Below are 13,235 nucleotides of genomic sequence, written 5' to 3'. Positions count from 1 at the left end.
TACGAACGTCAGGATCGTCACGGGTCCTGCAAAGCGAAGAGTACCGCCACTATCAACCCAACCGCGTCGCGTCACTCGACACGTCTGCGCGGAGGTTCCTGTTACGATGTCCACACTCGTCCTCGATATCGAGACGGCAAGCCCGTTCGAAGAACCGCCAGAGAACACGAACGACTCACGGTACTACGAGTGGGTCGCTGTCGGCCTCGCGTACGCCGAGGAGTTAGACGCGACGCCAGAAACCGACGTGTTGTTCCGACGTGGCGGCTGGGACGACGCGTACACGATCGACCTCTTCGAACGACTGTTCGAATGGTGTGGTCGGCGGCCGATCGACCGATTCCTCACGTACAACGGGACGTGGTTCGACGGCAAGCACTTGCTCACCTGGGCTCGTGACCTCGACGCTACAGCCGACACTGCGGTACGAGAACGAACCGAAGCGCTGTTCGAGAACCACATCGACGTGGCACTCGCCGCCGCCGACGAATACGCCGCCGAACTCTGGGACGACCAACACATCCTCCCGGACTGGAAAGCCTACGACCTCGCCGGGATCGACAACCAAAGTGTGTGGTACGACGATTACGACTTGCCCGACTCGTACCTCTCGGATGTCGATGGGCCTGCCGTACAAGGGAAACACATCGGGCGAGTCATCGGCGAACGGTACGTCGACAACGTCGAAGCCGGGATCGAGTCAACCAGCGTCCACCGGGAACTCACACGACTTTTCGAGGACTACTGTACGAGCGACGTCGCCGACCTGATTGCACTTTACCGGGCCCTGGGCGGGTCTGCTCTCGACGACACGTACCGCCGTCCAACGGACCGCATCAGTTGATACGTACCACGGCGAATTCTGTAAATAACCTCGTAGGAGGGTGTCATAGAACGATTCACAAAGAGTTTCTTACACTCTTGATCGTTGAACCTCCCGTTAGAGTGCGCTTGCGCAGGTATCGATAGCCGTTCTATCGGATTCCATTGATGTTCAACGCGACTTGCTGCATACACAACGCGTATCTTGCACGGGTCCCCCGAGAGACATCTCTAAGTTGGTGGGGTTCAGCACGCTTTTCTCTGAAATATAGGGTACGAACTCCTGGGTGTATATTAGTAATTCATCTTACTGATCTCTGCATATCCTTACTTATAAACGCCGATAAGAACGTTCCCACCGAAATATATGTGTATTGCTAGTTGTAAACATACATATAGACAACTCAGTAGGCCTTATTCCCACCCCAAATCGCACCTATGACCAATCTTCCCGACAACGTCCGACTAATCACAATCACGGATACCGCCCGCGTTAACGGGTCCCGTATCCTCACAGCCCCAGCAGAGTCCTACGATCCATTCGACAAGATCGGCTTCAAACGCGATAACGTCCCTAATAAATTCTTTGGGCGAAATGGCAAGAAGGCGGTCGGAAAGACTGTATTCGCCCGCATTCAGAGTACTGACGCCGACATACCCTACGCGAATCTCTACAAATACTCGGTCTTTGGCCCCATTCCTACTGACGGGAATGTAAATCGCCATTCGAAACTCCTTGACGCCGAATTCGAACAAGGTTCAACCACCGTCAAAATCAATGATACCCCGCTTACGGTGAACGAACCAGCGCTAGTCACTACAACTGGTACCGTCAAGATACGCTTCGATTTAGACCAGCCCGCCATCTCAGCCACCATTCACGACTACGATATCACTATTCCCAACGAAGGCGATACCATCACGGCCAGCATTCCCACCTCAGCCGACAAAACCACAGCCGTCGTTAACCAGACCGATGGCATCTACCGACTCCAGCTAGACGAACCTGCCATTTATGCTGGTTCGATTACCGCTAAAATTACGGACGCGTCATATCCACTCCAAGCGACCATCGTTGACTACGGTGAGGGCCTCCCTTCTGAAGGCGACACCATTACCACCACACTTAGGCAGTATAGCGACACCGTCTCTGCGATTCACCAGGGGGTCAAGTTCGACATAGAACTCGAAGATGATCCCATCACAACTGGTGACATCACCGTTGAGATTACCACCATCGATAATCCTATGCAAGGACGAGTTACCACCTACCATGACCTTCCTGGAGAGGGTGATGTCCTCACAATTAGGGTAGAACGAGAACCTCCACCAGCTACTATCACACCCGATGCAGAACGCTATGAAATTGAGTTCAAGGAACCGATTCTACTGGACGGGGAGATCGATATCCGGTTGACTTCTGACGAGCCACCGTTTCAGGGTACCGTTGAATCGTATCGTGGGAAGTTACCAGAAGTTGGCAGAGAAGTGCTAGCTAAAGTGGTGAAGTCTCCTACCGGACTGTACGCTGAGCCAGCCGTTTACTCGTATCGTGTGACGCTTGAGAACGAACATAACACTGATTACAAAGGTACGGCCAAAGTCCGAATCACGGATGTCTCACACAACGAAATCAAAGGCAGGATTCTAGAAGAAACCGACAACGAACGGATCCCCCAAACTGATACAGACAACCCGTTCACGGAGCAAGTCGAACGAAAGAACGACCTGCTCAGTCGTGACAAGTTCTGAATCTCACGGTAGCTGAGGATAGAATTTCGAACCAAATTTCCTAGCATATTAGGCTATTTTGAATCCAGTCACTGGTTTTCTGTGAACTTCGACCGACTATTCTGACGAGGTTTCTGAGAGATTCAGTCTCTGTATCTTGCACGCTGTTCTTGACAGCCACTGGATAGTTCGACCCACGCCGTGTTAATTCGTTCCTCTGGACTGAACGATTCAGTCCGTGACGATTGGAATGCATAGGAACCACTCTATGACATTCTCCCCTTAGGTCAAGAGTGAAGCGAAGTCAGCGAGGCACTGCCACAAAGTTCGTAACTATTGTGGTCGGCTTTCATCTCAGACCGCCACTTCTCGCACAGCACCTTTGTCGATGGCCACAGTAACTTCTCTTGTGGATAGAGACGCACGGCCTGCCGACTGGGCGGGGCTTGATTCGTGGTGGGCCACGCTTGCGCAGCCACACCGCCTCACATCGCAGTCCGACGGTGCCAGGGTCGTGGAACGCGACCGGGTTGGCAATTGGTGGAGCGAGGTAGATTCGTGGTGGCAATCCTCCGCTCGATACTCCGGACCGACAGCCGACACCTCCTGGTCTCAAGTCTTTCCCGAGGAACAGTCACCAGACCCGTGGGCGGACCTTGATGACTGGTGGGAGTTGTACGCACAGACCGGCACTGATGCGGCGGTTCGGCTTGCAGCAGTGCTTGCGCGGTCAAACACGGTCTGGTCAGCTTCCAACGCCCCGTTTGATACCGACCCCCTCGCAACCGACGTGAGCGACGGAGCTACTCCACGCGGCCCGTATCACCCGAGCAACGAGGTCGCGTGGTCTCGGTGGCTTGCCCAACTCCTGCGGCCAGCCGGAGCTCTCATCGCTACTCTCTTCGACATTCCAGTTGAGGGGCCGCCGGACGAGGTGATTCGGGAGGCACGCCTCTCGAACCCTGGTGGGAGACCACGCCGTGCGGACCTGTTAATTTGTTACGGCGACCGCGGCATCTCGATCGAAGTAAAACTCGACGACGAGAACTACGGCAAGACTGCCGAAACAGCCGCACTCGTCGAACACCACTACGACGACCGGGAGTGGACGCACGTATTGCTCCTCCCAGAACGGAAACGCAACCGTCTTGACGCGATTGTCAGTCCCGGAGTCGAACAGACTCCGGACGGCCAGCTCCGTATTCCGTGGACCGATCCAGGCCCAGTCGAAGTCCGCTACTGGCGAGATATCACGACTGCACTCCGCACGCTCCTGCGTGCCGGGGAGATCGTGGATGACCACTGGGCAGCGAACGCGTACCTGTTCTGCGCCGTGGCGGAGCAACAACTCCTGAATTTCGTGTCCCACCCCGACGCGAAACGGTTTGCCTCGCCGGCGAACGTCGTCGAGGCACTTCGCCCACACCAGCTCACCGATACAATCGACCGACAACTAACTTACCTGCAGCAACAAAACACCCGATGACAGACGATTTCCTCACCAACGGCCTCACGAACGATCGATACTTGAAAGCACTCCGGTTGACCGACCAGTTCCAAGCCGAGATCGAATCGATCCTTCGACAGTTCGATCAACGAATGGTGGATGCCCAGCCCGACCTCTTCGAACCGGGACTGAACCCCGATGTGAAAACAAGCGAGAGCCCCAGAAACGGGTTAGCGTTCCACCGGATCAATCATCAAATGACGGGGCCTGCCTCGCCCAGCGGGAATCAAAAACTGAACGTCCACCTGTACTGGATGCCGCCAACGGAATACGACCGAACGGACATCGACGGCGCGTTACGCGCGTTCGGATACAAAATCAAGAACGCTGCCACCGACAAGGATACGCGTGTCGTCGAACAGACCCGAGCCGGCGATTGGGCCGTGGAGATCTCCAACAATCCGTACGACTCGAATAAAGTCTTTTACAACCACGTCAGCTCACGAGCTGACATCGAAGACGCCGTCGACACGCTTGTCGATCACTTCGCCACGGTCGGCGACGTATACAGTAAGTGAGTGGGGGACGCTCGGCTTCGCCACATATGCGTGAAGTTGGCACCTTGAGTTCCGAGACTGGGACTCAAATGCATCGTCTCCAATCTTCGTCGAACGATACGATATCTGTAAGATCAGCACCGACCTCTCGGGTTCTGATCGCCGGCTGGGGCCGTAAAAACGCCCAAATCAAGCGCCGTGTCGTAATCCTTCGGAGCTGATTATTCCCATACGTGTTCGTATTCGCAAACGGCTTGGAAGTAGCTTGATTCGTCGACGATTGGTCGAGGGATGACCCCGTTGTCGAAGTCGCTTAGCTGTCCAAGGTGGATCGGGAAGTGGCCGGTGGACGGATCGTCGTCTCCGCTCGTGGCGACCAGTCGCCGGTTGACTAGTCGGAGGGTTGCTGTATCGTCTACCTGCTCGGCTGCTCGTTTCCACTTTTTGATTGCGTTCCGGACAGCGGATTGTTTCGCTGGTGCGATATCGTTTTTCGGGATGTTTACCCAAATATGCGCGTTTTCTGTGATGTAGAGGCGACCGGCTGTTCCGCGGTATTTTTGATATTCGTTGATGAGTTCTGGATGGTCGAACGCTGAGTCGAAGCGGTAGTCTTTCCATTTCCAGAATAGGGCCCCGTCTTGGCTGACGCTCCAGCGTTCCCCGTGGTGGAATGGGAATCCTTTCCAGACCTTGATGCGGTTCTTCTGAGGTGTGAGTGGGTCTGAGTCGATTTCATCGAAGTCGAGGGTGCCTGAGAGTTTCCCGACGTACACAGGGATCCACCCCTTATCGACTGGGGCTTCATTTACGTGTTTGTACTCGTCGGCTTTGATTTTCGTGAGGACTTCGTTGTCAGCAGTGACTCGGAAACTCCCGTACCCACCGTTTTTCCCGAGGAGAATGAGCGTGCGGCGTAACCCATCCGGTGGATCTGTGTAAATCGCAAGATCGCGTTGCTCCCATTTGAGTACGGCATCATTAAAGTCGTCGTCAGAGACGAGACTGTATTTTGAGCCGCGGTACGCGGACGGCCATGGTTTCCCTGGTTTCAACGTGACTGATCTCTGATCTTCCAACGGGACGCTCGTCGACTCTTCTTTCAGTGTTGCCGTCATTGAGACTCCTCCGAATATTCAACATTTACTGCGACCAACGCATCCGCAATCGAGCCGAACTCTTTCAGATAATACTCAACTGGATACGAGGTATGCGTTCGCACCTCTTTCAGAGACATTCTCCCGTCGACGTCTTGTGTTGCTTCTAAGAGGTCGAACAACAGTTCTTTCCGGTCGACATCATCATAGGTGGTTGATTTGTCATCTGACTCGTTGGCTTCTTTGGCTCCCGCGTTCGCAGTTTCATCCGTAGTCGAGTTGGATTGCTGGTTTCCGTCCGTGATCTCATCGACAAACCGGTCGAATGCCTCGAAATCGCCATCTTCACCAGGGTCTGCGTACAGCGTCCCGGTTTCACCGGCTGGGGGTTGAGTGCCGCCGAGCGGATCGTCTCGGGCAGTCGAACGGCCAAGTCCGGTGTCCTGTTTGCCTTGGTTCGCGTCTGTTCGTTCAACTGTAGAGGGCGAGGTGTCATCTCCGGAAGGCGGTGTGAGCGAGTCGATATCGAACGCTCGATTGATTTCAAGGGGATCGACGGTCTTCCTCGGGTCCGGAATTGGTGGGAGTTCGACGAGGTCGGTCAGCGGTCCATCGTGAGATTCACCGTCTTCGAGCAGTGTACCGACGGCGCCCATTGGGATTCTGGCTCGGCGGAACCATTCTTCGACGTGCCCGGCATCGAAACAGTGGATGTCGTGTTCAACGGCGGAATCGAGAGCCTCATCGGTGAACGCTTGATTAGTGACGATTGCCAGTTCGGACGGGCTTCTGACGTCATCCGGCACGACCGTACCGTCCAGTAAGGCGTCGATGTGGTTGGTATCAACAGCACCTGACGGGATTGGGACGATACGAAACGCGACGGTCATTTGCTGTCGATGCCAGACAAGGTCGGTTTCTACCCGTGTGGCACCGGGCGGGCGTACCGTGTTCCCGTCGAATTGTTCGAGTGCAAGCCCGATGAGTCGAGCAGCCTCGCGGTTCGAGACGTACTCCAGATCGTGAACGGCGAGTTGGTTCGCTACGGGTGCACGCGGTTCTGCGTCCGTTGCTTCGGGTTGTGAGAGATCAATTGTCGCTGCTGACGTGTCCTCAGAACTCGGTATGTTATCGACGATGCGTTCGACGCGGGACACCGGGATGTCAGCAAACTGGCGTTGTGCCAGATACTCCGCTATCCGACTCGGATCGATACTCTTCGCTTTGCCATTGGCGACTGTCGTACGGACGCTCTCCGGATTATACCACGAGAAAGATTGGTCGCTGTTGCTCATAGTCGCCCTCCGGAGAGCCGGGCAAGCAACCCGGTTCGATACTGTTCGATAATGTCACCGGTGTCGCGTTCGAGCACGATAGTCTCGTTCGACCGAACGAGCCGTTTACCGTGGACGACGACGTACGCCGGATTGGTGCTGATCTCCATCGAGCGGAAACTTAGTGACTCCGGGAGTTCATCCTCGACATCCGGCTGTAGTGAGTCGTTTTCAGCTAACTCGTGACAGGTGCGACACTCCCCATTTTCCACAGCGGCAGTGGCGACCTGCTGTCGACACGTGGTACACGTCGTTTGGTGCTCTGCACACACCGCCTCCTGTAGCACCGGGTCAATGTGAGTATGTTCGGAACACAGGTTCGCCTCGTCAATGACGCACTGCTCCAGATGATTCTGACAGCGTGGCTGGTCACGGTCGGTCTCGTGTTGGCAGACACTGCACGTGGCGATGTGCTCGTCGCAGTGCCGGTCCTCGTCATCGACGCATTCGGTGCTATCTGCGGCACAGATTGGGCTATTACAGGTGCCACAACGGAAGTGGTGATCGGCACAGAAACTCTCCTTACAGTGGATACAGTCTGCGCTGTGTGAGAGACACGCTGTTTCGCCGCAGGATTCGCAGGTTTCTCGGTCAGTGTGGCAGACGAGGTCACCGCAGTTGTGACACTCCTCTACATGATCCATGCAGAACGTGAACTCGCATTCCGCACAGGTGGCTGAATGAGTGACGCAATGCGGTTCATCGCAACTGAGACACTCCTCAGTGTGGGCCGCGCAATGTGGTTCGTCACACGTGGTACATATCGTCGCGTCATCGTCGCATAACAGATCGCCGCAGTGTGCACAGGTTTTCACGTGGTCGTCGCAGACGCCCTCACCGCACGTGTCACAGGGAACGATGTGGGACGCACAGTGTGGTTTCCCGTCGACAGTACACGTAATTTGATCCGTCTGGCAGAGTACCGCACCGCAAGTAGCACAGCCGGCTCGGTCGTCCTGACAGACGTGTTCGCCGCATCGATCACATACTTCCAGATGCTCGGGAGTAAACGGATTTTCGCAGTCAGCACATTCAGCTGCGTGGTCCAGACAACGGACTTCGTCGCTATCGTCAGCGGTGACGGAGTGCGCCGGGCAAAACGCATCTTCACAGACGGTGCAGGCCCGGTTGTGCTCGGCGCACACTGTCTCACTGGAATGGGTACACGTCTCTTCGTGGTGATGACAAACAACGCCATCACAGTACCCGCAGTCAGTAACGAGGTCAACACAGTACGTTTCCTCGCATTGGGCACACGTCTTGGCGTGCGTGTCGCAGAGTACAGCGTCGTGGTCTGTACACCGAGATTGGTCAGCCGGACAGAGGAGGTCCCCACACGTGGCGCACGTGTCGCTGTGCTCCGGACATAAGTCCTTTTCACACGTGTCACACGTCTCTGCGTGAACATCACAGGTGACACTGTCACAGACAGCGCACTCTATCCGGTCAGTTTCACAGATATCGTCACCGCAGGTAGCACAAGTGTCGAGATGGTCAGCACAGAACACTTCGGCACACAGATCACAGGGATCAGTGTGGCTCGGGCAGGTGACATCGTTACACTCCGTGCAGGTCGCGGAGTCCTCAGTACAGACGATGTCATCGCAGATCCGACACTCTCCGCGGTCAGTCTCACAGATTTCTTGACCGCACGTGTCACACGCTACTAGGTGTCGCGCCCCGAAAGAGTCTGCGCAAATCTCACACTCGTTGCTGTGCGTGGCGCACAGCGCGTCACTGCAACCAGCGCAGTCAATAGCGTGCTCCGTACAAATCGTATCTTCGCAGGTACCACAGGTCGTGGAGTCTGTTGCACACACACTCCGGTCACAGGTGGCGCACATAGAGAGATGAGCGGTCCCGAATTGGTTCGTGCAGATCTCACATCGTTCAACTGATTCAGCACAGTGATACCCACCGCACCCGTCACAAGCGATGGCGTCGTCGTGACAGCGGGTATCACCGCACGTCTCACAAGTCACTCGGTCGGCAGGGCAGATCTCTATCTTACACGCAGTACAAGACCGGAGATGATCGTCACAAAGCGTGTCTGCGCACTCATCACAGGTGCCAGAATGAGCGTCACAGTGCAGGTCGCCGTCAACACGGCACCGGTGGAGTTGCGAGTCAGCGTGGAACGTCCCGCAGCTACTACAGTCTTCACCGCAGGCCAAACAGGTTGAGTGGTCGGTTGCAGCACATATTTCAATGTGGTTGGTGCACACTGCTCTACCACACTCGTCGCAGACTGAGCCACACTGGTGACATTCGACGCGCCCGCACAACTCGCAGGCCGCCACTGGTGTGTCGCAATTTGGACAGCCTGTGTCGCCACACGCCTCACAGACGTTGATACAACCGGCACAGACGGTAGTCCCGCACCCACAAACTTGCGGCCTGGTTTGTCGATCGAACGGCGTGTCACAGGTCGCGCAGTCGAAGCGAATGATGTCCCCGGTTGCGGGTGCGTATCGAGCCACCGCAGTACCAGAACGTTCGCCGTCGTCAATCGAGAGTGTGAGGCTCCCAACGTCGTGTGAGAGTAAGGTTATCCCGACGAGCGAGACGTTTACGTTAACATCGTGCCGGTTGACCATATCCTCTATCTCGTTTCGCTCACGTTTATCGAACGATTTCTGTCGTTGGCGTAACGCGGAACCGTGCAGTTCGTCTGTGAGTTCTTCCCGTCGCTGGTCGTACAAATCACTGATTTCTTCCGCCCGAGTCGATGCGGCTTCGGTGGCTTCGTCAAGTAACTCAGCCGCATCGTCTTCGATTCGCCGTTCAATCTCCTCGACAGCTGTCGTGTATCGCTGTTCAATTGTGTCGCCCGCCGGATTGATATCGCTTGTCTCGTGAGACCGGCTGAGCGTGCTGGTATGGGCTAGTAACCGCTCGGTGAGGTCGGGTTGCGGACTCCCGTTTGTTAGGTCTAGTGTGACGGTTTCGAATCGCTCCCGGTGGAAGGACGAGACACTCTCCATCTCGACCAGAAAATGAAACGCGACAGCGTCAGCCGTCTGCTCTGGAGTAAATTCGTCAATCGTCACCGTCGTTTCGGAAACATCGAGAACGTCGGGAAAAGTGATCTGCATATCAGCCGCTGTAAGGTATAGTTGACCGACTGAGAGCTCCTGTTTTACTAATTCGAGTAATTGATTGAACGCGAGGGAGCCGGGTTGGACGAGAATTTCATCACGACCAGGTTGCTGGTCTTTCGGGTCAAACACCACGGCAACGTCAGGCGATTCCGCGAGATTACTGAGTGGATCTGGAAGTGTAACTTGCCAAGAATCCGCGTTGCGTCGGTCAACGTCGCCTCCGTATGCTTCGATTGTTATCGCAGTGAACCGGCGGATTTCTAAGCGGTTGAGTGTACTGATGTCATCAACGCTCATACACTCTCACCGAAATCGAAGCCGTCGAACACACCGCGGTTGAAATCATTCATTTTCTCCGCAGCTTTAGTGTTCTGTTCAAGATCGACTGCCATATCCTCGAAGTTGTTTTCGAGTTCGACTTTAGAGTCGGCGTGCCGTAACTGTTCGAATACCTCTCGTTCGAAGTCGGAACCGGACTTTTCCATCCGGGAGAGGATATCTCGGAGCCCACCGATGGACTGGTTGAACAGATCGATTTTCCCGAACAGTTTGTTCAGGACGTGTTCCTCGATCGTGCCCTCCAAGGCCATATTGAACACGTGGACCTCACGGTCTTGCCCGATACGATCGACTCGCCCGATGCGCTGTTCGACTTTCATCGGATTCCACGGCAAGTCATAGTTCACTAAGACGTTACAGAACTGCATATTCCGGCCTTCACTGATCGAGTCCGTGGCAACCATAATGCCCCCTTCGTCTTTGAACTGCGCCACTTTCCGTTCTTTCCCCTTGCTGGAGAGATCCCCGTTCACAATATGGACCGGCAGGTTTAACCCGCGAATACTGTCAGCGATCGCATCTTGAGTCGGACGGAACTGCGTGAACACGACGGCTCTGGTCGTTCCGATTTGATCCTGAATCGTTTCGATGATATGTCGAAGCCGCTTCTGCTTGGTCGTCCGAGCGATATCATCGACTATCGACTGAATGTCTCTCAGCGCGTTCCGTTCGCGTTTTGAGAGGGCCTTTTCTTTGTCAGCCACCCACCGTTCAATCGTCTTATCGACCGCGTACGGGCTTGAAACGACTTCTTTCTGCAAGGTGAACAGCACTAGGTGCCGAGCATCAGCGCTGGAATAATTCGACCGAACATAGTCCGTGACAGCGTCGTACAACTGGGTTTCCGCCGCTGAAGGCTCAAAAACGTTCGTGTGGACGTTCCGATTCGTGAAATCGATTTTTGTCTCTTCACGACGGTTCCGAATCATCACACGATTGAGTTTCTCTTGTAGTTCCTCGCTGCGTTTGATTTGGGCATCGTCACTATCGACGACGTACCGGTTGTCGAACTGTTGTCTGGTTCCGAGTATCCCGGGGCGGATGAGATCAATAATGTTGTAGAGATCTGAAATATCGTTTTGAATCGGTGTCGCGGTTGCAAAGAACGCCTCCCCATAGCTCAGTTCGTCCATAAGTTCGTACCGCATTGTGTCCGCGTTGCGCACATAGTGTGCTTCGTCGAGAACAGCAACATCCCATCGCCGTGAGAGGACATCGTCTCTGTTGGTTTTCGACTTGGCAGTGTCGACACTCGCTATGATCTTATCGTGCGCATCGAACCCACAGAAGTCCTCGTCGTAATTACAGACGAAGTCCAGTCCGAACTTTTCGTCCAGTTCTTTCTGCCATTGAGGTGCGAGCTGAGCCGGGGTCAGGATGAGGAAGCTGTCTCGGGTGTCTCGGAAATCCATCTCCTTCAGAACCATTCCAACCTCGATAGTTTTTCCGAGTCCAACTTCGTCAGCGAACAGCGCCCCACCGCTCATTTTGAACAGCGCACGGTGAGCAGCCTGAAGTTGGTGGTCCAGCAGTTTGATCCGATCTTTAATCTCCTCGACGGAGAGTAACTCTTGTTGCCCTTGGGCGATTTCAAACTCCCGCGCTTGAACGTTGAGGAGATGACTTGTCACATTGATAGTGTCGGTAGAAAGTGCCTCTGCTGCAGTCGAAGGGTCATCGATAGAATACGATAGCTCCGGAGAAGTTCCGGATTTCGACACCTTTTGTGGCATCTGCACGTACCATCTGGCACCTAAATGATAAACGTCACGCTGCGCTTTCAGAGTATGATAATCACACCACGTCGCACGAAGACCTGTGTTCAAGTATATTTTCGCCCCTCGATTTTGTCGTCAGACATATATCTCGGCCCTGTGAGTACATTATAAAACGGTCCTTCTGACCGTCACCAGTTACCGATGATATCGAGATACGAACCCGGCGATAGATGGACTGAGCATTACCGTGGCTATCGACTTCGGACGAACCCTGACGGCGATATCTGGTGGCAAGCCTACCAAGGAACCGATCGACTGTACTTAGAGCCTACTCCTGGGGATCTCATCGAGTCACTACTCGAACTCAAACGCCTCGGTGGCCGTATTCGGATAACAGAAGGCAACGATGTACTTACGCGGGCTGAAGAAGATGACGAATACAAGACCCACTGGATCGGGAGATTTGACCTCAACGGAGAGTTGGTCCCGCCAGAGGATCCAGATTTCAGTGTGCCAGTACAGCCCGATGGCTTGGAACCTGGTGACTTCTGGCCAAGCGTGTATGACGGTGCGAAATACTCGTTCGGACCCGGCGTTGAGCGGATCTGGTGGGACAACCCACAGACCCACAAGCGACATCCAGTCCAAGAATTTTTCTCACAGGAGTTAGTGACGATATTATCGCGGTATAAGCCGCAGGGAGGCTCCTTGCGGGTCACACCGTGGAACGATGTTCTAACACTTGTTGACTTAGATAAACTCCCGTCGCAAACTCGGGCGGAATTCGATTCACTTCCACGAGTGGTGAAGAACCTCATTGCCCTTCGACGTGACCGCGGAGGTGTCCAGAAACTCCCAATTTACGCCGGCCAAGTCGAAGCCACCCCGTTCTCCATTAGTGACCCACCGTCGCTGACCGATCCATTTGAGGATCAGAGTGACGGAGTCGATAGTTGGCTTGATTCGCTCGGTGAAACATCACAGACAGAGGTCGACAACCATACTGTGGATGGCCCAGACACCGAATCGCTCCCGGCAAATGATCTTGATGATGAGATCCCGGAGGATGATCCGATCGACTGGTGATTT

At 54.6% G+C, this 13,235-nt stretch carries 10 protein-coding genes; 6 read left to right on the top strand and 4 right to left on the bottom strand.

Annotated features, from left to right (window positions below; genetic code table 11):
* Positions 1-106 precede the first annotated feature (106 nt).
* The 4 genes from NO876_RS13720 (at position 107) to NO876_RS13705 (ending at position 4,578) form a co-directional block, all read left to right on the top strand.
* Positions 107-844, top strand: a complete 738-nt coding sequence (locus NO876_RS13720) for a hypothetical protein (protein ID WP_256422233.1) — start codon at positions 107-109, stop codon at positions 842-844.
* A gap of 416 nt (positions 845-1,260) precedes the next feature.
* The gene (locus tag NO876_RS13715; RefSeq protein WP_256422232.1) at positions 1,261-2,574 is read left to right on the top strand and encodes a hypothetical protein; all 1,314 of its coding nucleotides are present in this window, start codon (positions 1,261-1,263) and stop codon (positions 2,572-2,574) included.
* Positions 2,575-2,962: 388 nt separating this feature from the next.
* Complete coding sequence (locus NO876_RS13710) at positions 2,963-4,039, top strand: hypothetical protein (protein WP_256422231.1); 1,077 nt, start codon at positions 2,963-2,965, stop codon at positions 4,037-4,039.
* A gap of 113 nt (positions 4,040-4,152) precedes the next feature.
* On the top strand, positions 4,153-4,578 hold the full coding sequence (locus NO876_RS13705; RefSeq protein ID WP_256422230.1) for a hypothetical protein: 426 nt from the start codon (positions 4,153-4,155) through the stop codon (positions 4,576-4,578).
* A gap of 200 nt (positions 4,579-4,778) precedes the next feature.
* Here NO876_RS13705 and NO876_RS13700 read toward each other — a convergent pair whose 3' ends face one another.
* The 3 genes from NO876_RS13700 to NO876_RS13690 are packed head-to-tail and all read right to left on the bottom strand — an operon-like array spanning position 4,779 to position 7,098.
* Positions 4,779-5,675: a hypothetical protein gene (locus tag NO876_RS13700; protein ID WP_256422229.1), complete on the bottom strand. Its 897-nt coding sequence runs from the start codon at positions 5,673-5,675 to the stop codon at positions 4,779-4,781.
* On the bottom strand, positions 5,672-6,949 hold the full coding sequence (locus NO876_RS13695; protein WP_256422228.1) for a hypothetical protein: 1,278 nt from the start codon (positions 6,947-6,949) through the stop codon (positions 5,672-5,674). Before NO876_RS13695 ends, NO876_RS13700 begins: the two co-directional genes overlap by 4 nt.
* A complete protein-coding gene (locus NO876_RS13690) occupies positions 6,946-7,098 on the bottom strand; it encodes a hypothetical protein (protein ID WP_256422227.1) in 153 nt (50 codons plus the stop codon). Before NO876_RS13690 ends, NO876_RS13695 begins: the two co-directional genes overlap by 4 nt.
* Positions 7,099-7,290: 192 nt before the next feature.
* Between NO876_RS13690 and NO876_RS13685 the strand changes: the two genes are divergently transcribed.
* Positions 7,291-7,539, top strand: a complete 249-nt coding sequence (locus NO876_RS13685) for a hypothetical protein (RefSeq protein ID WP_256422226.1) — start codon at positions 7,291-7,293, stop codon at positions 7,537-7,539.
* Between the two features lie 2,843 nt (positions 7,540-10,382).
* Here NO876_RS13685 and NO876_RS13680 read toward each other — a convergent pair.
* Complete coding sequence (locus NO876_RS13680; RefSeq protein ID WP_256422225.1) at positions 10,383-12,161, bottom strand: DEAD/DEAH box helicase; 1,779 nt, start codon at positions 12,159-12,161, stop codon at positions 10,383-10,385.
* Positions 12,162-12,347: 186 nt separating this feature from the next.
* On the opposite strand from NO876_RS13680, the gene NO876_RS13675 reads away from it, so the two are divergent.
* Positions 12,348-13,232: a hypothetical protein gene (locus NO876_RS13675; RefSeq protein ID WP_256422224.1), complete on the top strand. Its 885-nt coding sequence runs from the start codon at positions 12,348-12,350 to the stop codon at positions 13,230-13,232.
* The last annotated feature ends 3 nt before the right edge of the window (positions 13,233-13,235 follow it).

This window comes from Halobellus rarus, assembly GCF_024494595.1.
In the GTDB taxonomy this organism is placed as follows: Archaea; Halobacteriota; Halobacteria; order Halobacteriales; family Haloferacaceae; genus Haloquadratum; species Haloquadratum rarum.
This window is presented reverse-complemented; position numbering and strand designations above follow the sequence as displayed.

Excerpts from the sequence above, each read along its gene's own strand:
- NO876_RS13685 (WP_256422226.1), top strand. The coding sequence starts at position 7,291 with ATGTTCGGAACACAGGTTCGCCTCGTCAATGACGCACTGCTCCAGATG.
- NO876_RS13695 (WP_256422228.1), bottom strand. The coding sequence starts at position 6,949 with ATGAGCAACAGCGACCAATCTTTCTCGTGGTATAATCCGGAGAGCGTC.
- NO876_RS13715 (WP_256422232.1), top strand. The coding sequence starts at position 1,261 with ATGACCAATCTTCCCGACAACGTCCGACTAATCACAATCACGGATACC.
- NO876_RS13690 (WP_256422227.1), bottom strand. The coding sequence starts at position 7,098 with ATGGAGATCAGCACCAATCCGGCGTACGTCGTCGTCCACGGTAAACGG.
- NO876_RS13675 (WP_256422224.1), top strand. The coding sequence starts at position 12,348 with ATGATATCGAGATACGAACCCGGCGATAGATGGACTGAGCATTACCGT.
- NO876_RS13680 (WP_256422225.1), bottom strand. The coding sequence starts at position 12,161 with ATGCCACAAAAGGTGTCGAAATCCGGAACTTCTCCGGAGCTATCGTAT.
- NO876_RS13705 (WP_256422230.1), top strand. The coding sequence starts at position 4,153 with ATGGTGGATGCCCAGCCCGACCTCTTCGAACCGGGACTGAACCCCGAT.
- NO876_RS13720 (WP_256422233.1), top strand. The coding sequence starts at position 107 with ATGTCCACACTCGTCCTCGATATCGAGACGGCAAGCCCGTTCGAAGAA.
- NO876_RS13700 (WP_256422229.1), bottom strand. The coding sequence starts at position 5,675 with ATGACGGCAACACTGAAAGAAGAGTCGACGAGCGTCCCGTTGGAAGAT.